Raw genomic sequence first — 19,409 nt, 5'->3', positions numbered from 1 at the left:
CAAGCGTACGGGGATGATGGCGGCATGTCGGCGGAGCTGGTCGGTCGTGCGGATGAGCTCCGGCTCCTCGACGGCGGTGGGGTCACCGTGGTCCGCGGCGAGGCCGGGATCGGGAAGTCGGCGCTCCTGGCCGAGGTGGCCCGGCTGGCCGAGTCCCGGCGGACGCGCGTCCTCACCACCACCGGCGTGCAGAGCGAGGCGCACATCGCGTTCGCCGGCCTCCACCAGCTTCTGCGGCCCATCCTCGACCAGGTCGACCAGCTGCCGCCGCCGCAGCGGGACGCCGTGCTGGCGGCGTTCGGGCGCAGCGGCACGGCCGAGCCGGAGCTGTTCCTGATCGCGCTGGCGACGTTGAGCCTGCTGGGCGAGGCCGCCGCGGCGGCGCCCGTGCTGGTGGTGGTCGAGGATGCTCAGTGGCTGGACCGGTCGAGCGCGGATGTCCTCGTCTTCGTCGCCAGGCGGCTGGACTTCGAGCCGGTCGTGTTGCTGGCGGCGGTGCGGGACGGCTTCGACGGCCCGTTCACCGGCAGCGGCCTGCCCGAACTCGCGCTGCGCCGGCTGGGGCGTGCCGAGGCCGAGCTCGTGGTGGACAGGCGCGCGCCGGGTCTGCGGCCGGAGGTGCGGGAGCGGGTGCTCCGGGAGGCGGCCGGCAACCCGCTCGCGCTGGTGGAGCTGCCCACCGCCGCGGATGACTCGTCGTCCGCGATGCCGTTGAGCGCGCGGCTGGAGCACGCGTTCGCGGCCCGCGTGACCGGCCTGCCCGCGGCCACCCAGACCTTGCTGCTGACGGCCGCGCTCAACGACGGCGACGCCCTCGCCGAGACGCTGGCCGCCTCGCACGCCACCGTCGACGATCTGGAACCCGCGATCGCGGCGCGGCTGATCGACGCCGGCACCGACCGTGTGTGGTTCCTGCATCCGTTGATGCGCTCCGCGATCCGCCAGCGTGCCGGCATCGGCCGTCGGCACGCCGCGCACGCCGCCCTGGCCCTGGTGGTCGCCGACGACGATCGCCGGGTCTGGCACCGGGCCGCGTCCACGTCCGGCCCGGACGAGGCGGTCGCCGCCGAGCTGGAGGCGGCGGCGGGGCGCGCCCAGCGCCAGGGTGGCATCGCGGCCGGCGCGGCGGCGATGGAACGGTCGGCCGAGCTCACCGGCGACCCGGCCCTGCGCGGCGAGCGGCTGCTTCGTGCGGCGGAACTCGCCTTCGAGCTGGGCCGGAGCGACGGCGTGAAACGGCTGCTGGCCGAGGCCGACCGGGTGGGGTTGTCGGAGCGGCAGCGCTGGCGGACGGCGTGGATCCGGGACAGCTTCGACGACGGCGTGCTCGGCCGGGCGCAGGCCGCGTGGCCGCTGGCGCAGGTCGCCGAGCGCGCGGCGGCCGACGACCCGGACCTGGCGCTCAATCTGCTGTACGGGGCGGCGCTGCGGTGCTGGTGGACCGAGCCCGGCGTGGAGGCCCGGCGCAGCGTCGTCGCCGCCGCCGAGCGGGTGCCGGTGGACTCCGACGATCCCCGGCTGCTGATGGTCCTGGCGTTCGCCTCGCCGATCGACCACGGCGGTGTCGTGCTGGACCGGCTGCGGCGGCACACGGTGACCAGCGACGGGCGGGCGACCCGGATGCTGGGCAACGCCGCGCACGCGGTCGGCGCCTTCGACCTGGCCGCCGGGTTCTTCGCCGGCTCGCTGGCCGGGCTGCGCGCGCAGGGCAGCCTCGCGTTGCTGGCTCGCGCCCTCACGTTGCAGGCGCGCAGCTGCGCCTACCTGGTCGATCTGGGCGTCGCGATACCGGCCGCCGACGAGGCGTACCGGTTGGCCCGTGACACCTCGCAGCCGCTGGTGGCGGCGACCGCGCTGGCCGCCCAGGCTCAGCTCGCCGCGGTCCGGGGTGAGCAGGACGACGCGTACCGGCTCGCCGCGCGGGCGGAGAAGGCGGCGCTGCCCGGCGCCGCGAACGCCGTGCTGGCCGCCGTGCAGTACGCCCGCGGGTCGGCGGCGCTCGCCGGCGGCCGCCACGAGGACGCGCTCACCGAGCTGCGGCGCATGTTCGACCCGGCCGACCCGGCGTACCACCAGGCGCTGCGGTGCCACGCCGTCGGCGACCTGGTCGAGGCGGCGGTGCGCGGCGGGCAGCCGGACGCGGTCCGGGGAGTGCTGGCCGAGATGACGGCGGTCGGGCGGCGTACCCCGTCACCGGTCCTGCACATCGGCCTGCGTTACGCCCGTGCCCTGCTGGCCGGCGACGCCGAGGCGCAGCCGTTGTACCAGGCCGCCCCGGGTCCGTGGCCCTTTCCCCGGGCGCGGGCACAGCTCGGGTACGGGGAATGGCTGCGCCGCCAGCGGCGGGTGGCCGAGTCGAGGGCGCACCTGCGGGCGGCCCGTGACACGTTCGACGCGCTGGGTCTGACGCCGTGGGGCGACCGGGCCCGGGTGGAGTTGCGCGCTTCCGGGGAGACGAGCGGCAGCCGGATCCCCGACGCCCGCGACCGGCTCACCCCGCAGGAGTTGCAGATCGCGCAGCTGGCGGCGGCCGGGCTGACCAACCGGGAGATCGGTCAGCGGCTGTACCTGTCACATCGGACGATCAGCTCGCACCTGCACCGGATCTTCCCCAAGCTCGGCGTCACGTCCCGCGCGGAGCTGCGGGATACCGTCACATGACGTAAGCGAAGCTTCATCATCCGCGACTACGTTGCGGTCATGGCGAACGAACATGTGATCTTCATCCACGGACTCTGGCTGCACGCGACCTCGTGGGCGCCCTGGCAGAGCCTCTTCCAGGAGGCCGGTTACCGGACCTCGGCGCCCGGCTGGCCGGGCGAGCCGGACACCGTCGCGGGGGCCCGCGCCAACCCGGACAGCGTCGCCGACCACGGCATCGACGACGTCGTCGCCCACTACACGGAGATCATCGGCAAGCTGGACGCGAAGCCGATCCTCGTCGGCCACTCGTTCGGCGGCATGATCGCCCAGAAGCTCCTCGGCCAGGACCTCGCCGCGGCGGCCGTCGCGATCGACGCCGCGCAGATCAAGGGGGTGCTGCCGCTGCCGCTGTCCGCGCTGCGGGCCACCTTCCCGGTCTTCAAGAACCCGGCCAACCGGCACCGGGCGGTGTCGCTGACCGCCGAGCAGTTCCGGTACGGCTTCGGCAACGCGATCCCGGAGCAGGAGTCCGGCGAGCTGTTCGAGCAGTGGGCGATCCCGGCGCCCGGCAAGCCGCTCTTCGAGGCCGCCGCGGCCAACTTCGACCCGCACTCGCCGGCGAAGGTGGACACCGCCAACGAACTGCGCGGACCGCTGCTGCTGATGATGGGCGGCCGGGACCACACCGTGCCGGAGGCGGTCACCCGGGCCACGCTCAAGCAGTACCGGCACTCCGACGCGGTCACCGACATCCTGGAGTTCGCCGACCGGGGGCACTCGCTGACCGTCGACCACGGCTGGCGCGAGGTCGCCGACGCCACCCTGGCATGGCTCAAGCAGCACTCCCTCTGACGCCGTGGACCTTCATCTGAGCGGTAGGACGGCGGTCGTCACCGGCGCCAGCAAGGGCATCGGCTTCGCGATCACCCGGGCGCTGGCCGGCGAGGGCGTCACGGTGGTCGCCGGGGCGCGCACGGCCACCACCGAACTGTCCGACCTGGCCGCGCGCACGACCGTCCACCCGGTGGCGGTGGACCTGACCACGCCGGACGGCCCGGCCCGGCTCATCGAGACGGCCGTCGACCGGTTCGGCGGCTTCGACATCCTGGTCAACAACGTCGGCGCGGTCCGGCCTCGCACCGGCGGGTTCCTCTCGGTCACCGACGACGACTGGGCGGCGACCTTGACGATCAACTTCCTTTCCGCCGTACGCACGACGCGCGCCGCGTTGCCTCACCTCATCGAGCGTGGCTCGAGTGCGATCGTGACCGTCAACTCGGTCAACGCGCGGCTGCCCGACCCGCTCGTCATCGACTACAGCGCCGCCAAGGCCGCCCTGGCCAGCTTCTGCAAGTCACTGTCCAAGGAGGTGGCCCGGCACGGCGTCCGCGTCACGACGGTCAGCCCCGGACCGGTCGCCACCGGGCTGTGGCTGGGCCCCGGGGGCGTGGCCGCCACCGTCGCCAAGGCCGGCGGGGCCAACCCGGAGGGCGTCGCCGCGGGCGCCGCCGGCCAGTCGGCGACCGGCCGGTTCACCGAGCCGGACGAGGTCGCCGACCTGGTCCTGCTGCTGGCCAGCGACCGGACCGCCAACGTCACCGGCGCCGACTTCGCCATCGACGGCGGCCTGATCACCACCCTCTGACCACCGAGTCACCACGCGCGGAACGCCAGGAGCCCGGCCGGGAGAACATGCCGGCCGGGCTTCTCCGCCCCCGGGGGACGGGGTGAGCTGTGGTCAGTCGCAGTGGCCGCCGATCGAGGCCCTGGGAAAGGCGCTGCCGACCTCCATCGTGACCCCGGCGTCGATGCACAGACCGTCCGACAACCCCTTGTTGTGGACCGGGCCGGCGTAGCTGGTGAATTCGCCGGAGTCGATGTTCAGGCCGTCGGTCGGCTGGTCGATCTGGTCACAGGTGCTGATGGTCTCGCCGGTGCCGTCCTTGCAGCGGATGATCCAGACGGACATGTAGTGCCGCGTGCCGACGAGGCGGGACGCCTTGCTCGCCTTGGCGCAGTTCTTGCGGGTGCTCGAGTTGTAGTAGAGGCGCAGCGTGCCGAAGCTCTGGCCGCCGGCCCGGATGTCCGCGGTGTCGATCAGCTGACCGTCGCAGTTCCCGGTGGGCTCCGCCGACGCCGGTGACTGCGCCGCGAGCGTGAACAGCGAGGTGAGGAGGAGGCCGGCGGTGAAGCCGGCCCGCAGACGTGAGGTCATCGGACGTTGTACCCCCCGGTCGTTCCAGAATGAGTTCGGGTTCGGGTTCTCGTGGTGGTCGCCGACGCTCCGGGCCGCGAGTTCCCGGCGGCCGAGACGCATCTCGACGAGTTTCTTCTTCATGGACGAACTCCTCGATCAGAGGGAACGGAGGTATTCCTCGTAGGTGACCTTGGGAACGCGCGGACCGTCGTCGGCCGCGTTGTTCGCCAGGCCGTTGCGGCCCTCGTAGTAGGCGCCGACCTGCTTCTGCGCCGGCGCCGACAGGTCGGTGTCGCTGATCGCGATGGCGTGGATGTGCAGCGGCCAGTCGCCCTGGGCGGGTGTCCGCAGCCAGGCCGCGAACCCGACCTGACGCAGGGCGGTCACCGCGGCGGTGCGCTGGGCGGCGGTCAGCGCCTCGGCGTCGAGGTCGAGCGCGCCGCCGCCGTCGTGGGTGCCGGCCGAGGTCGGATCGGTTCCGGCCGAGTAGGAACCCTGCTCGACGACGTACGTACGGCCGGAGCGCCCCTGCGCCGCCTGGAGCATCGCGAGGGTGCGCGCGTTGACCGGAAAGCCCTGGTGGGTGGTCTTGGCACCGGGCGTGAGGACCCTGGTCAGCGTGAACTGCCCATCGCCCAGTTTCGTCAGCGATGTCCGGCCGGGCAGCCCGGTGGCGTCGAGGCCGCTGTAGCCGAGCTCCCGCTGCCACAGCGCGTACGCGGTGATGGTTCTCGAACCGAAGTGCCCGTCCTCGTAGGCCGGGTCGAGGTAGCCCTTCTTGCGCAGCGCCGTCTCGACCAGCTTGACGCTCGGGCCGGCGCCGGGGGTGATCGCCGAATCGGCCTTGGCCGGATCCCACTGAGCGGCCTTGAGGACCGCCTCCATGTCGACTGTGGGCAGCGCGGCGGCGGCCGCCACCGGCTGCGGTGCCAGCGCGAGCGCCGGAACGACGGCGCACACCGCCAACAGGGAACGACGGGAGAAATTCACGGGAAACCCTTCCGGACAAGCGATCGCCGTCCTGTCGACTCAGGACGCTACCGACGGGTAAACCGGACCGTGAGGGTTGAACAACCCCCATTCGTATCGACCGATTACCATGTCGGCGAGCGGGAGGGGTCGTGCACACCATGCGTCACACCGGACCGGTGGAGACCTCGGTCAAGACGGCCGCCGCCCGGATCGCCCTCGTCGCCCGCGTGCTCGTCGTCGTCGCCTGCACCGCCCTGCTGCCCATCGGGGGCACGCCCGCGGCCTCCGCGGTGGTCGTCGCCGCCGTCCTGGCGTGGCAGCTCGGCTTCGTCGCCGCCGCCCGGTGGCCACGCTGGACGGCGGCCGTCGATGTGGTCCCGCTCGCCGCCGCCTGCGTGCTGCTGCCCGTGTTCCACCCGCCGCACGGGCATCTTGATCTGGACGACTGGGCGCGGCCGGTGACCTCGGTCTGCGTGGGGGCGACCCAGTTCTACACCCGCCCGCGGGCCGGCGCCGTCTACACCCTCGTCACGTCGGCGGCCGTGTGGCTGGGATCCACCCGGGCGACCGGCGACTGGGACCTCGGCGGCTCTCAGGCGGTGATGCTGCTCTGGCAGGGTGCGCTGGCCAGGTGCCTTATCGTGCTGGTGTCCCGGAGCGCCCGGCGCGTCGACGACCTCGCGATCGCCACCGCTTCGCTCCGGCGGGACGCCGAACTGACCACCGCCCGCCGGGCCGACGTCGAGGAACATCTGGCGGTGCTGCACGACACCGTCGCCGCGACGCTCACCGCGGCGTCGGCGCGCGGCGCCGGCGGCCCGGAGCTGCGCCGCCGCGCCCGGTCCGACCTGTCCCGGCTCGAGCCCGCGCCCCGGGCCGGCACGTTCGCCGATCTGACCACGCCGCCCCAGAGCGACACGCTCGGCGTCGTCACCGTGCTTCCGCCGGCCCACGGCACTCCGGCGATTCCCCCGTACGCGATCAATGCTCTGCTCCTGGCCCGTGACGAGGCGGTCCGCAACGTCGAACGGCACGCCGGCACCGCCGAGGTCCGGGTGGAGCTGCGGCTGCCCACGGCGGATTCGGTGGAGCTCGACGTGGTCGACGACGGTCGCGGGTTCCGGCCGGACGAGGTGCCCGGCGGGGTGCACCTCGGCCTGCGGCTGTCCATCGACGCCCGGATGCGGCGGGTCGGCGGCAGCGCGCGGGTGGTCAGCGCCCCCGGCAAGGGCACCCGGGTCGAGCTCCGCTGGCCGGCGCCGTGACCGACCTTCGCCGGGCGGTTCAGTGGGGCACCTGGTTGACCGGAGGCGTGCTGCTGCTGGTTCTCTACCGTCATCAGGGCCTGGCGGGCTCCCGGGCGGCCTACCTGACCACCGTCGGCGTCTGGGCCGCGACGGCCGGGCTGCTGGTGTGGCCGCGGCGGCACACCCGGCTGCGGCGGACGCTGGCCGCGATCCTCGGCGTCGCGACGCTCGCCGCCACCGCGGCCGTGGCCGCCACCGTGCCGGCCGCCCTGCAGCACACCACCACGAACTGGGCCGTCGGCACAAACGGCTGGCTGCTCCTGACGATCGCCTCCGGCGGCCGGCTGACGCTGCTCATGCTGTGCCTGATCATCCCGGTGGTGTTCGCCGAGTCCTCCGCCCTCCGGGCCGGCGAGGACGAGGTCGTCCTGATGACCGCGCGCGCCCTCGGCATCCTCGGCCTGCAGGCCCCGATCGCGCTCGCGGCCCGGGCGATCGAACGGTCCGCCCGGGCGGCCAGCCTGCTGAGCCTGGCACGGGAGAGCATCCGCACGGACCAGTTCGTGGCGGCCGCCCTGCACGACGACCGGCTCCGCCGTTCACACGCGGTCGCCGCCGCGGTCGAACCCGTCCTCGCGAGCCTGGCCGGCCCCGCACCCGAAGCACCCAGCCGGCCCGGCCCCGCACCCGAAGCACCCGACCGGCCCGGCCCCACACCCGAAACGCCCCGCCCCGACCCGGATGAGACGTTGCGGCGGCGCAGTGGTGTCGCGGCGGCTCAGGTGCGCCGGCTGCTGGCTGAGTGGCACCGCGCTGAGGGCGACCCGCTCGGCGACGACCTGTCGGCCTGCCTCGACGACGTGCAGGCGGCGGGCGCCCGGGTTGAGGTCGCCGTGCACACCGCCGGCCTGCCGGTCGAGCTGCGCCGGGCCGCCTGCGAGGTGGTCCGGGCGATCGCCCGCCTGCCCGCGGTCCGCCTGCGACTGACGGCCGTGCCGACCGCGACCCACCTGTGCCTGAGCGTCGTCGCCCGCACAGCGGTCCCGGGCTCGCGTCTGACGTTCGCCGAGGTTCCCGCGCCGCTGACGATCCGTACGACGACCGTCGATGAGACCCTGTGGGTGGAGCTGACATGTCCCGTCTGAACCCGGCCGTCGCGATCGTCGACGACCATCCGGTGGTCCTTGCCGGAGCGCGCGCCTGGTTCGACGGCGCCGGGATCACGGTGACGGCGGCGGGCAGCGACCCGCGGATCGCCTGGAGCCCGGACGGCCTGCTCGCCGACGTCGTCGTCCTGGACCTGCAGCTCGCCGACCGGAACACCGTGTCGTGGGACGCGCTCGCGGAACTGGTCGCGGCCGGCCGGCGGGTCATCGTCTACACCATGCGGGAGGACCGCGAGACCGCGTTGCGCTGCCTGGACGCCGGTTGCGCGACCTTCCTCACCAAGGCCGAGGGCGAGGAGCACCTGGTCGCGGCGGTGCGCGCCGCCGCTCAGGACCTGCCGTACGTGCCGCCCGCGCTCGCCGGAGCGATGTCGGCGAACGACGCCTCCGACCGTCCACAGCTGACCGACCGGGAGCAGGAGGTACTGCTGGCCTGGTTCCAGTGCGAGTCCAAGCAGCTGGTGGCGGCCCGCTGCAATCTCTCCCCCCGCACGGTCGAGGGCTACATCGACCGGGTCCGGGTCCGTTATGCCCGCGCCGGCCGCCCCGCACCGACCAAGGCCGCCCTGGTCGCCCGCGCCCTGCAGGACGGCCTGATCCAGCTCGACGACCTCTAAGACCTGGTAGATAAGGGTTTCGGGGTGATCGGCTGGCAGGGTGCTACAGCAGCGATTCCATCGGTTGTTCCGGGCCGTGCGGGATATCGATGCGTTCCTCGCCGGTGCGCAGGGCGCGCACGATGAACTTCGCGACGTATTCCGGGGAGTGCGGGATCAGACCGCCCGGTCGTGGCTTGCCGTCGAGGAACATACCGTCGCCGAATTCGGTGGCGGTGATGGACGGCAGCAGCAGGGTGACCTGAATGTCGTCGTCGGCCAGGTCCATGCGTGCGACCTCGGAGAGCCGGTTCACCGCGCACTTGGTGGCCGGGTAGGCGGCGTTGCCGGGCATCGGCGCGCGGGTGCTGCCCGAGCTCACGTTGACGATCCGGCCACCGCCGGCCTTGCGCATGTGGGGAAGTACCGCCTGAATTCCGCTGAGCACGCTGACAACGTTCAGGTTGAGCATGTCGAGGAAGCCTGCCGGACTGATCGCGTCGATCCGGTGGAAGGTGCCGGCTCCCGCGTTGTTGACCAGGCCGTCGACGCGACCGTACCGGTCGACGGTCGCCGCGATCAGGGCCTGAAGCTGGGCCGGATCGGTGACGTCGGTCGGTACGGCGAGAGCGTCGTCCAGCTCCTTGCCCAGCGCCTCGAGGCGGTCGGCCCGGCGGGCCGCCAGGACGGGCCGGGCACCGGCTTCGTGCAGGAGCCGTGCGGTCGTGCCACAGCTCGTCCACATGATCAATCTTGGTAAGATCATCGCGGTGCTTCCGCGCTCGCTGGCCGAACTGCTCCCACCTGGACTGACGCTGGTGCCGGTAGGCGACGCGCCGGTCAGCGTGCTGGCGGTGGCGTGGTCGGCGCACGAACACCGACCGGCCGTCGCGGCGTTCGTGGCCGCGGCACTGACCAGCCGATCGGACCGACTCGAGAACTCGGCGCCGCCTCGATTTGAAGATCGCCACACACGGTGATGAGGACCCTCGCGCTCCCGCCACCACCAGACCTGAAACCCTTGTTTACCAGGGTCTAAGACCTTCCTCCCGTACGCCGGCGCGGGCCTTCCGGTGGCTCGATCAGGACGGCGAGGCCGTCGAGGAGCCGTGCGAGGCCGAACTCGAAGAGCACCGTCAGGTCGAACTCGAAGTCGGAGTCCAGCCGCATCACCTGCTCGTAGTGCGGCACCGGATGCCGCGCCGCGAGCCGCTGGAAGGCCGGGCCCTGCCGTTCCATCCACTCGTCGTCGGTCAGACCGGTGTCCCGGACGGCCAGCTTCTCCGGCTCGAGTCCGCTGGCGACGCCGCGCACGAAGCTGAAGATCAGCACCTGCACCAGCAGCCGGTCCGTGACGGCCAGCCGGGTCGGGTTCAGGGCGGCCATCATCCACTCCCCCAGGCGCAGCGCGTTGGGCGCCGGCTGCGGCCGGGTCAGCGACATGGACGGGCCGAGCCACGCGTGACGCTGGAACACCTCCCACAGCGCACGGGCGCTCCGCTGCAGGTCGGCCCGCCAGTCGCCGGTGGCCCGGCCGCCGCGCAGGTCGCCGAGCGCCATGTCGATCATGCCGACAATCAGGTCGTCGCGGCTCGGCACGTGCCGGTAGAGCGACATGGTGGCCACGTCGAGGGCGGCGGCGATGCGGCGCATGGAGACCTCGGCCATGCCGTCCCGGTCGGCGATGGCGACCGCCGCGGCGACGATCCGCTCCCGGCTGAGCTCGGTGTCACGGGCCGGCCCGGCGACGACGGTGCCCACTCCGGGGCGGGCGACGGTCAGCCCGGCCTCGCGGAGGGCGGCGTGCGCCTTGGTCGCGGTGGCGATGGCGACGCCCCACTCGCGGGTGATCGCCCGGGCCGACGGAACCCGGTCGCCGGGGCGCAGCGAGCCGTCCTCGATGCGCCGGCGGATGTCGGCGACGATCCGCCGGAAGGGAGCCTCCACGGGTAGTACACCTGCCTCCCGTACTAGTGCGCTTTCCGGCCCTGGAGCACGCTCGCACCTAGCTTCTAGTACATCGATGTACAGAGTACGCAGAGGAGCGGGACATGCGTGTACTGATCTCCGGCGCCGGCATCGCCGGGCCGGCCCTGGCACTGTGGCTGCACCGGGCGGGCGCCGACGTGACCGTCGTGGAACGGGCGGAGCGGCCTCGGCCGGGCGGGCACCCGGTCGACGTCCGTGGCGTTGCCCGGGGCGTGGTCGAGCGGATGGGCCTGCGGGAACGCATCCGCGAGCACCAGGTGGACGAGCGTGGCGCCGCGTTCGTCGACGGCCGCGGGCGGCGGATCGGCGAGTTGCCGGCCGACCTGTTCGGCGGCGACGGCATCGTGGCGGAGATCGAGATCGCTCGCGGTGACCTGGCGCGGATCCTGCTCGACGCGACCTCCGGCGACGTCGGCTACCGTTTCGGGGACCGGATCACCGTCCTCACCCAGGACCGGGACGGCGTGGACGTGACGTTCGCCGGCGGCGCCCGCGAACGGTACGACCTGGTGGTCGGCGCGGACGGTGTGCATTCCGGCGTGCGGCGACTCGCCTTCGGCCCGGACGACGACTTCGTCCGCTACCTGGGCGCGTACTCGGCGTACTTCACCGTGCGGGATCCCGGCGACCTGGACCACTGGCTGCAGATGTACAACGCTCCCGGCAGCCGGGTGGCCACGCTGCGCCCGGAACGGGGAGGCACCGCCAAGGCGTCGCTGTTCTTCCGCGAGGCCGATTCCCGCTTCGAGAGGCTGTCCCGGGCCGAGCAGGAACGGCTGCTCACCGAGCGGCTGACCGGCGCCGGCTGGCGGGTCGACGAACTCCTGGCTCAGCTGCCCGGGGCGGCGGACTTCTACTTCGACTCGATCAACCAGGTTCGGGTGGACCGCTGGTGGCGCGGCCGGGTGGTGCTGCTCGGCGACGCCGGGTACTGCGGTTCGCCACTGGCCGGGCTGGGCACCAGCCTCAGCCTGGTCGGCGCGTACGTGCTGGCCGGCGAGCTGGCCGAGGCCACCGATCCGGAGCGGGCGTTCGCCGCCTACCAGGACGCGATGGCCGGCTACGTGGCGAGCGGACTGGATCTGCCGCCGGGCGGGATCCGCATGTTCGCGCCGCGGTCCCGCGCGGTGATCCGCCTCCGGGCGCTCTCGATGGGGATGATGACGCGCTGGCCGGCCCGGCAGCTCGCCGAGAGACAGTTCGCCAAGGCCGACGCGATCACGCTCCGCGAGTACCCGGCGCTCACCAGCCCTCGCCGATGAGCGCCGGGCCTCGCCGGCGAACGCCGGGCCTCGCCGGCGAACGCCGGGCCTCGCGGGTGAGCGGCGGATCAGGCGACCGGCAGCCAGGGGTTCTCGAAGCCGTCGATGATGCCGCGGTTGGTACGACCCTTGACGACAGTGATGCATGTCAATAGCGTCGACATCGAATCAGGACAATGAAACGATTCAGGGGGAACCATGGCGTCGAGGGCAGCACTGGTCGTCGTGGCGGTGGCCGCCCTTCTGCTGACGAGCAGCCCGCCCGCAAGCGCTCAGCAGGCCGGTGTCGCCGGGCTGAGCGTCGAGCATCGGACCGACCCCCTGGGCGTGGACATCGCGCGGCCACGCCTCGGCTGGATCCTTTCAACCCGGGGTAAGCCGCAATCGGCGTACGAGATCGAGGTCTCGAAGACCCGCAACGGGCCCGCGGACGTCTGGGACAGCGGTCGTGTCGTTTCGGCGAAGTCGTTCGATGTGGACTATGCCGGGCCGGCGCTCGCCTCCCGCACCCGCTACTTCTGGCGGGTCCGCGTGTGGGCCGGCGGCCAGGCCTCCGGCTGGAGCAGGCCGGGCTGGTTCGAGACGGCGTTCCTGCGCCCGGAGCAGTTCCAGGGCGACTGGATCGGCGCGCACCGCACCGCGCCGGCTCTCTCCTTCGAGGGCGCGAGCTGGATCTGGCATCCCGAGGGGGACGCGGCGAGCTCGGTCCCGGCCGGGACACGCTATTTCCGGCGTACGTTCGACCTGCCGGCCGGCGCGTCCGAGCTCCAGGTGACGGCGGACGACGCCTTCACCCTCTACGTGAACGGGCGGGAGGCGGTGCGTTCCCCCGCCGTGGCCGACGCGTGGCGGACAGCCTCCATCGTGGACGTCTCGGCGCTGCTTCGACCGGGCGCCAACGTGATCGCCGTCGTGGCGGTCAACACCAACGCCGGACCGGCCGGGCTGCTCGTGAAACTCGAGGACCTGGTGACCGACGGCCGGTGGAAGTCCGCCGACGCCGCCGCGCCGGGCTGGGAGCAGCCCGGCTTCGACGACACCGCCTGGCCCGCCGCCCGGGTGGCCGCCGCCTACGGCAGCGGGCCGTGGGGCAGTTCGGTCTCCGCCCCTCCCCCGCCGGAAACGTTGCTGCGCAACGAGTTCGCCGTCACCAAGCCGGTCGCGTCGGCCCGCGCGTACATCTCCGGGCTCGGCTACAACAAGCTCTTCCTCAACGGCGGCCGGATCGGCGACCACGAGCTCGATCCCGGGTTCACGGTCTACGACAAGACCGTCCTCTACAGCACGTACGACGTCACGGCCGCCCTGCGCGGCGGGACCAACGCCATCGGGGTCGGTCTGGGTCGCGGCTTCCACTCGATGACGAACCCGGACGAGTGGAAGGCGTCCGCCTGGTGGGGCGAGCCGCGGCTGAAACTGGAACTCGACATCACCTACCGGGACGGCACCAGCCACCGGGTGCTCAGCGGCGACGACTGGACGGTGGCCGGCGGACCGACCCGCTCGGAGTCGCTGTGGTTCGGCGAGACCTATGACGCGCGCCTGGAACGGCCGGGCTGGGACCGGCCCGGCTTCGACGACACCGGATGGACGCCGGCGCTGCTCGTCGACGGGCCCGGCGGAACCCTGCGGCCACAGACGTTCCCGCCGATCAAGGTGACCGAGCCGCTGGCGGTCGCCGGCGTCACCGAGCCGGTCGCCGGTGCGCACGTCTACGACTTCGGCAGCCCGACGGCCGGGTGGGCCCGGATCGGGGTGCGCGGCCCGGCCGGCGCCACGGTGCGCATCACCTACGGCGAGAAGCTGCGCGCGGACGGGACCGTGGACAACGTCGGCGGGTTCGGCATGCGGCTCCAGGCGTACGCGTACACCCTGAAAGGCGACGGCCTGGAGCTCTATCAACCCAGCTACAGCTACGCGGGTTTCCGGTACGCCCAGATCGACGCGCCGCCGGGGGTGACGCTGGAGTCGGTGTACGGCGTGCGCGTGCACACCGCCGTGGCCACCACCGGCGGCTTCACCAGCTCGAGCGACCTGCTGAACCGCTACCAGGACGCCCAGCGGAACACGATCCTGAACAACCTGCACTCGATCCCGACGGACACCCCGATGTACGAGAAGCGGCCGTACACCGCCGACGGTCACCTCTACGCCGACTCGGCCATCGCCCACTTCGACATGCGCGAGTTCTACCGGAACTGGATGCGCTCGCACCGCGACGACCAGAACGCGGACGGATCGCTCGGCACCACCGAACCCACCACGGAATCCGGGCGGGCGGTCAAGGATCCGATCTGGTCGGCGAGCTTCGTGCTGGTGAACTGGGACCTGTACTGGTACTACGGCGACACCGGCGCCATCGCCGAGAACTACGACGCGATGAAGGCGTGGCTCGGCTACTACGAGCGCACGATCGCCGCGACCGGGAACATCTACACCGGCTTCAGCTACGGCGACTGGCTGTCGCCCGGGTTCGCGTTCGCGCCCGAGGGGACCAGGCTCGCCGGTACGGCGTACCTGCACCTCACCGCCACGAAGCTGGCGCGGATGGCCCGCGCCCTCGGCCACGACGCCGACGCCCGGCACTTCGAGGCGCTGGCGGCCACCATCGCGGACGCGTTCAACGCGGCCTTCCTCGACCGGTCGGCGGGCGTCTACGTCGACGACCGGTCGGCCGGCTACCGGCAGACCTCCAACCTGCTGCCGCTGAGCCTCGGCATCGTGCCGGAGGCCGACCGGGCGCGGGTTGTCGCGAACCTGGTCGCCGACGTCGAGCAGCGCGGCGCGCACCTGAACACCGGCGCGCTCGGCACGAAGCTTCTCCTGCCGGTGCTCACCGACACCGGTCACGCGGATCTCGCCTACCGGGTCGCGACCAACCCGACCTACCCCGGCTGGGGCTACTGGTTCGAAGAACTCGGCGCCACCACGATGTGGGAGGAGTGGGGCGCCTCCGCACGCTCGCACGACCACGCGTTCCTCGGGACGGTCGACGACTGGCTCTACCAGCGCGTGGCGGGCATCGAGCCGGCCGCTCCCGGCTACACCGCGGTGACCGTCAAGCCCACCCTGGCGGGTGATCTGAGCAGCGCCTCCGCCCACGTCGGCACCCCGCTCGGCGAGGTCAGTTCGAGCTGGACCCGTACGCGGAACCGCTTCACCCTCCGGGCCGGCGTGCCGGGCGGCGCGACCGCCACGGTCTTCGTGCCCGCCCACGCCCGGCGGGAGGTCACCGCGCCGGCGGGCGCCCGCTTCGCCGGTATGAGCGGCGGTCATGCCACGTTCACCGTCGGGCCCGGCAAGCACGTCTTCGTCGCTCTGCCAGATTGAGCGCAGGTCTTCCCTCGGCGCGCGTCGATGTCTACGTTCCAATGTGGGCCGCCGGTTCCGGCCAGGGCCGGCTCGTGGGATTCGGGGGGATTTGTCGATGCGAAAGATCGTGCGGAGCTTATTGAGCCTGAGCCTGGCGTCCGGGGTGGGCATCTCGCTCAGCCCCGCGGCCGCCGCGGCCCCAGCGCCATCCGCGCCCGCGGTCACGGGCGAACCCGGTCCGGCCGACGACGAGCTGATCAGCCCGCTGGAGAAGAAGCGCCGGGCGCTCCGGGAGAAGGCCGTCAGCGACGTCCTGTCCGGCCGCGCGACGCCGGAGAAGCGCAACGGCAGCACCGTCGTCAAGGTCGGCCAGGCCTCCGGTGGCGGAGCGTTCGGCGGGGAGGCGGGCAACCGCCGCGGCGCGTCCGCCGACCGTGATCAGTACGTCGAGCTCGCCCGCGAGAAGACCGACCGGATCTTCGTGATCCTCGCCGAGTTCGGCGACGAGCGCGACCCGCGATTCCCGGACCGGGACACCAACCCCTCCAAACCGGGACCGCAGCGGTTCGACGGGCCGGTGCGCAACCAGATCCCGGCCCCGGACCGGTCCGTCGACAACAAGACCGTCTGGCAGGCCGACTACGGCCGCCAGCACTACCAGGACCTCTACTTCGGCGAGGGCCGCGACGTCGAGTCGGTCAAGACCTACTACGAGACGCAGTCCTCCGGCCGGTACAGCGTGGACGGCACCGTCACCGACTGGGTGAAGGTCCGGTACAACGAGGCCCGGTACGGCCGCTCCGGCGACAACCCGAACGACGCCAACGGCGACGACCCGAACGTCTGCGCCGGCAACGTCTGCAACACGACCTTCGACCTGGTCCGGGACGCCGCCAACCAGTGGGTCGCCGACCAGGAGGCCCGCGGGCGCACCCGGGCGGAGATCGTCGCCGAGCTCAAGACCTTCGACCAGTGGGACCGGTACGACTTCGACGCCGACGGCAACTTCAACGAGCCGGACGGCTACCTCGACCACTTCCAGATCGTGCACGCCGGCGGCGACGAGGCGGACGGCGACCCGTGGCAGGCCGAGGACGCCATCTGGAGCCACCGCGCCTTCGCCTACCAGGACGACGAGGGTGACCGCGGCCCGTCCGGCAACCTGCTGGGCGGCACCGAGATCGCCGACACCGGACTGTGGATCGGCGACTACACGATGCAGCCGGAGAACGGCGGGCTCAGCGTGTTCGCCCACGAGTACGGCCACGACCTGGGCCTGCCCGACGACTACAACGTGCTGACCGGCGGCACCAACAACAACGAGCACTGGACGCTGATGGCGCAGAGCCGGCTGAACGCGGCCGGCGAGCCGCTCGGCACCCGGCCGGGCGACCTCGGCGCGTGGAACAAGCTGCAGCTCGGCTGGCTCGACTACGAGACCGTGGTCGCGAAGCAGAAACGCACCCTCACGCTCGGCCCGGAGGAGTACAACACGGACCAGGCCCAGGCCGCCGTCGTGGTGCTGCCGAAGAAACGGGTCACCACCGAGTTCGGGGCGCCCTACGCGGGGTCGCGGCAGTACTTCTCCGGCAACGCCGACGATCTGCGCAACTCGATGACCCGGCAGTTCGACCTCACCGGCGCGACCGACCCGACGCTGACGTTCAAGGCGCGCTACGACATCGAGGAGGGCTTCGACTACCTGTACGTCCGGGCGTCCCTGGACGGGCAGAGGTGGACGGCCCTGGACGGCACGGTCGACGGGGAGCCGTTCATCCGCGACGGGGCCAACACACCGCGGCCCGCGCTCGGCGGCAGCACCGACGGCCGGTGGGCGGACGTGTCCGTGCCGCTGGACGCCTACGCCGGTCAGAACGTCTACCTGCAGTTCTACTACCGCACCGACGGTGGTTACGCGGCCGGTGGCTTCTTCGCCGACAACATCCAGGTCGTCGACGGCGGCACGGTCCTGTTCAGCGACGACGCCGAGAGCGCCTCGCCGTGGACGCTGCGCGGGTTCACCACCGTGGGCACCAGCTCGACCGGCGACTACGACAACTTCTACATCGCCGGCCGGCGGACCCACATCTCGTACGACCGGTACCTGCGGACCGGCCCGTACAACTTCGGGTTCGCCAACACGAAGCCGAACTGGGTCGAGCACTACGCGTACCAGCAGGGGCTGCTGATCTCCTACTGGGACCGGTCGCAGGTGGACAACGACACCAACACGCATCCGGGCCAGGGCCGCAACCTCTACATCGACGCGCACCCGCGCCCGATGTACCGGCTGGACGGCCTGCCGTGGAGCTCGCGCATCCAGGTCTACGACGCGCCGTTCGGCCTGCGCAAGGCCGACTCGTTCACGCTGCACGTCAACGGCCGGCCCTCCTACATCCGGGGACAGGCCGCGCAGCCGCTGTTCGACGACACCAAGCAGTACTTCTACGCCGAACTGCCGAACCACGGGGTCAAGCTGCCCGCGACCGGCGTGAAGATCCGCGTTGTCGAGGAGAACGGCGCCTCGGCCGAGATCAGAATTTCCTGACCCTTCTCGTCGGGTGCCCGGGAGTCCGTTCTCCCGGGCACCCTCTGCGTCAGGCGCCCCGCGCGATGTCGATCAGAGCCTGGCGGTCGACGACCTTGACGCGCTTGCGGTCGTGCGGCACACCGAGGGCGATCTCGTGAGCGTCCAGCCGCTGCCACCCGGCCCAGGTGGTGTGGCGCACCCCGCCCCGGTGCAGGTGCTCGAGCACGGCGTCCGGGTCACGCTCGGGTGCTGCCGGGAGCCCGGCCGCGTCCTCGAGCAGGCTCCGCACGGTCTCGCCCGCGTCGCCCTTGGTGTGGCCGATCAGGCCCACCGGGCCACGCTTGATCCAGCCGGTGACGTACATCCCGGGGATGTGCTCGCCGTCCAGGTCCAGGACGCGCCCGGCGAGATGCGGGATGGTGCCGGTGGCGTTGTCGAAGGGCAGATCGGGCAGTGCCTGGCTGAGGTACCCGACGGCACGGTAGACGGCCTGGACGTCCCAGTCGGTGAACTCACCCGTGCCGCGCACCCAGCCGTCGCCGGTCAGTTCCTGGGTCTCGGTGCGCAGCCCCTCGACCTTCCCGTCGCCGAGGACGGCGACGGGCGCCTGCAGGAAGTGCAGGTGCAGCCGGCGCGCACGGTCGCGCGGTTCGCGGACGGCCCAGTTCTGCAGGATGTCGACGCACATCTTGACGTGGCGGGTCGCGCGCATCGCGGCGAGGCTGCCCTCGTCGAACTCGAAGCCCTCCGGGTGGACGACCACCTCGACGTCCGGCGACACGTCGAGCTCGCGCAGCTCCTGCGGGGTGAACTTGACCTGGGCCGGGCCGCGCCGGGAGAAGACGTGCACGTCGGTGACCGGGCTGGCCGCCAGGTGCCGGTGGACGTTGTCCGGGATCTCGGTCTCGAGCAGTTCCTCGGCGGTCTTCGCGAGGATCCGGGCCACGTCGACGGCCACGTTCCCGGCGCCGATCACGGCCACCTTCCCGGCGGTCAGCGGCCAGTCGCGCGGCACGTCCGGGTGCCCGTTGTACCAGGCGGCGAAGTCCGCGCCGCCGAAACTGCCGGGCAGGTCGACGCCGGGGATGTCGAGCGGGCGGTCCTTCTCGGCGCCGGTGGCGATGATCGTCGCGTCGTAGAAGCGGCTCAGCTCCTCCTGCTTGACGTCGACGCCGTACTCGACGTTGCCCAGGAACCGGATCCGCGGGTTGTCCAGCACCCGGAACAGCGCGTTGACGACCTCCTTGATGCGCGGGTGGTCGGGCGCCACGCCGTACCTGATCAGGCCGTACGGCGTCGGCAGGCGGTCGAGGACGTCGACCGTGACCGTCTCGGACGCCTTGGTGAGGTGGTCGGCGGCGTAGATGCCGGCCGGGCCGGTCCCGATGACGGCGATCCGCAGCGGACGATCCATGGTCGCGGTTCCCTTTCCCAGGTGGTCAGATCAACCCGGCAATGTTAGGCACGCCTTACCTAACCCCTCGAAGGGCGAGAC

General features: G+C 72.3%; 15 protein-coding genes. 10 read left to right on the top strand and 5 right to left on the bottom strand.

Annotated elements, in window-relative coordinates; genetic code table 11:
* The first annotated feature begins 24 nt into the window (after positions 1-24).
* The 3 genes from QSK31_RS05245 to QSK31_RS05235 are packed head-to-tail and all read left to right on the top strand — an operon-like array spanning position 25 to position 4,288.
* A complete protein-coding gene (locus tag QSK31_RS05245; protein WP_285681544.1) occupies positions 25-2,661 on the top strand; it encodes an AAA family ATPase in 2,637 nt (878 codons plus the stop codon).
* Positions 2,662-2,700: 39 nt separating this feature from the next.
* The gene (locus tag QSK31_RS05240) at positions 2,701-3,495 is read left to right on the top strand and encodes an alpha/beta hydrolase (protein ID WP_285681542.1); all 795 of its coding nucleotides are present in this window, start codon (positions 2,701-2,703) and stop codon (positions 3,493-3,495) included.
* Between the two features lie 4 nt (positions 3,496-3,499).
* Complete coding sequence (locus QSK31_RS05235) at positions 3,500-4,288, top strand: oxidoreductase (RefSeq protein WP_285681540.1); 789 nt, start codon at positions 3,500-3,502, stop codon at positions 4,286-4,288.
* Between the two features lie 93 nt (positions 4,289-4,381).
* Here QSK31_RS05235 and QSK31_RS05230 read toward each other — a convergent pair whose 3' ends face one another.
* Entirely contained in the window at positions 4,382-4,981 is a 600-nt protein-coding gene (locus tag QSK31_RS05230) for a hypothetical protein (RefSeq protein ID WP_285681538.1), read from the bottom strand.
* A 15-nt stretch (positions 4,982-4,996) separates the two neighbouring features.
* Positions 4,997-5,830 carry a peptidoglycan-binding domain-containing protein gene (locus tag QSK31_RS05225; protein WP_285681536.1) on the bottom strand — a complete coding sequence of 278 codons (834 nt, stop codon included), beginning with the start codon at positions 5,828-5,830 and terminating at the stop codon, positions 4,997-4,999.
* Between the two features lie 140 nt (positions 5,831-5,970).
* On the opposite strand from QSK31_RS05225, the gene QSK31_RS05220 reads away from it, so the two are divergent.
* From QSK31_RS05220 to QSK31_RS05210, 3 genes are read left to right on the top strand one after another with little or no spacing between them, the layout of a single operon-like run.
* Positions 5,971-7,077: a sensor histidine kinase gene (locus tag QSK31_RS05220; protein WP_285682041.1), complete on the top strand. Its 1,107-nt coding sequence runs from the start codon at positions 5,971-5,973 to the stop codon at positions 7,075-7,077.
* Positions 7,074-8,204, top strand: a complete 1,131-nt coding sequence (locus QSK31_RS05215) for a hypothetical protein (protein ID WP_285681534.1) — start codon at positions 7,074-7,076, stop codon at positions 8,202-8,204. Before QSK31_RS05220 ends, QSK31_RS05215 begins: the two co-directional genes overlap by 4 nt.
* The gene (locus tag QSK31_RS05210; protein ID WP_285681532.1) at positions 8,192-8,842 is read left to right on the top strand and encodes a response regulator transcription factor; all 651 of its coding nucleotides are present in this window, start codon (positions 8,192-8,194) and stop codon (positions 8,840-8,842) included. Before QSK31_RS05215 ends, QSK31_RS05210 begins: the two co-directional genes overlap by 13 nt.
* Before the next feature lie 43 nt (positions 8,843-8,885).
* On the opposite strand, the gene QSK31_RS05205 is transcribed toward QSK31_RS05210, so the two are convergent.
* A complete protein-coding gene (locus QSK31_RS05205; RefSeq protein ID WP_285681530.1) occupies positions 8,886-9,566 on the bottom strand; it encodes an SDR family NAD(P)-dependent oxidoreductase in 681 nt (226 codons plus the stop codon).
* Between QSK31_RS05205 and QSK31_RS05200 the strand changes: the two genes are divergently transcribed.
* Positions 9,565-9,801, top strand: coding sequence for a type 2 periplasmic-binding domain-containing protein (locus QSK31_RS05200; RefSeq protein ID WP_285681527.1), 237 nt, complete (start codon positions 9,565-9,567; stop codon positions 9,799-9,801). The two genes, QSK31_RS05205 and QSK31_RS05200, sit on opposite strands and share 2 nt — an antisense overlap.
* A 55-nt stretch (positions 9,802-9,856) precedes the next feature.
* Here the strand turns inward: QSK31_RS05200 and QSK31_RS05195 are convergent, their stop codons facing one another.
* Complete coding sequence (locus QSK31_RS05195) at positions 9,857-10,768, bottom strand: TetR/AcrR family transcriptional regulator C-terminal domain-containing protein (protein WP_285681525.1); 912 nt, start codon at positions 10,766-10,768, stop codon at positions 9,857-9,859.
* Positions 10,769-10,872: 104 nt separating this feature from the next.
* Between QSK31_RS05195 and QSK31_RS05190 the strand changes: the two genes are divergently transcribed.
* From QSK31_RS05190 to QSK31_RS05180, 3 genes are all read left to right on the top strand, one after another.
* Positions 10,873-12,072, top strand: coding sequence for an FAD-dependent monooxygenase (locus QSK31_RS05190; protein WP_285681524.1), 1,200 nt, complete (start codon positions 10,873-10,875; stop codon positions 12,070-12,072).
* Between the two features lie 198 nt (positions 12,073-12,270).
* A complete protein-coding gene (locus QSK31_RS05185) occupies positions 12,271-15,402 on the top strand; it encodes a family 78 glycoside hydrolase catalytic domain (protein WP_285681522.1) in 3,132 nt (1,043 codons plus the stop codon).
* Positions 15,403-15,499: 97 nt separating this feature from the next.
* Positions 15,500-17,932, top strand: a complete 2,433-nt coding sequence (locus QSK31_RS05180) for an immune inhibitor A domain-containing protein (RefSeq protein WP_285681520.1) — start codon at positions 15,500-15,502, stop codon at positions 17,930-17,932.
* A gap of 49 nt (positions 17,933-17,981) precedes the next feature.
* On the opposite strand, the gene QSK31_RS05175 is transcribed toward QSK31_RS05180, so the two are convergent.
* Positions 17,982-19,328 (bottom strand): FAD-dependent oxidoreductase, encoded by a 1,347-nt coding sequence (locus tag QSK31_RS05175; protein ID WP_285681518.1) that lies wholly within the window; start codon positions 19,326-19,328, stop codon positions 17,982-17,984.
* Between the last annotated feature and the right edge of the window lie 81 nt (positions 19,329-19,409).

The sequence above is a fragment of the Actinoplanes sp. NBRC 103695 genome (assembly GCF_030269485.1).
Lineage (GTDB): Bacteria > Actinomycetota > Actinomycetes > Mycobacteriales > Micromonosporaceae > Actinoplanes.
This window is presented reverse-complemented; position numbering and strand designations above follow the sequence as displayed.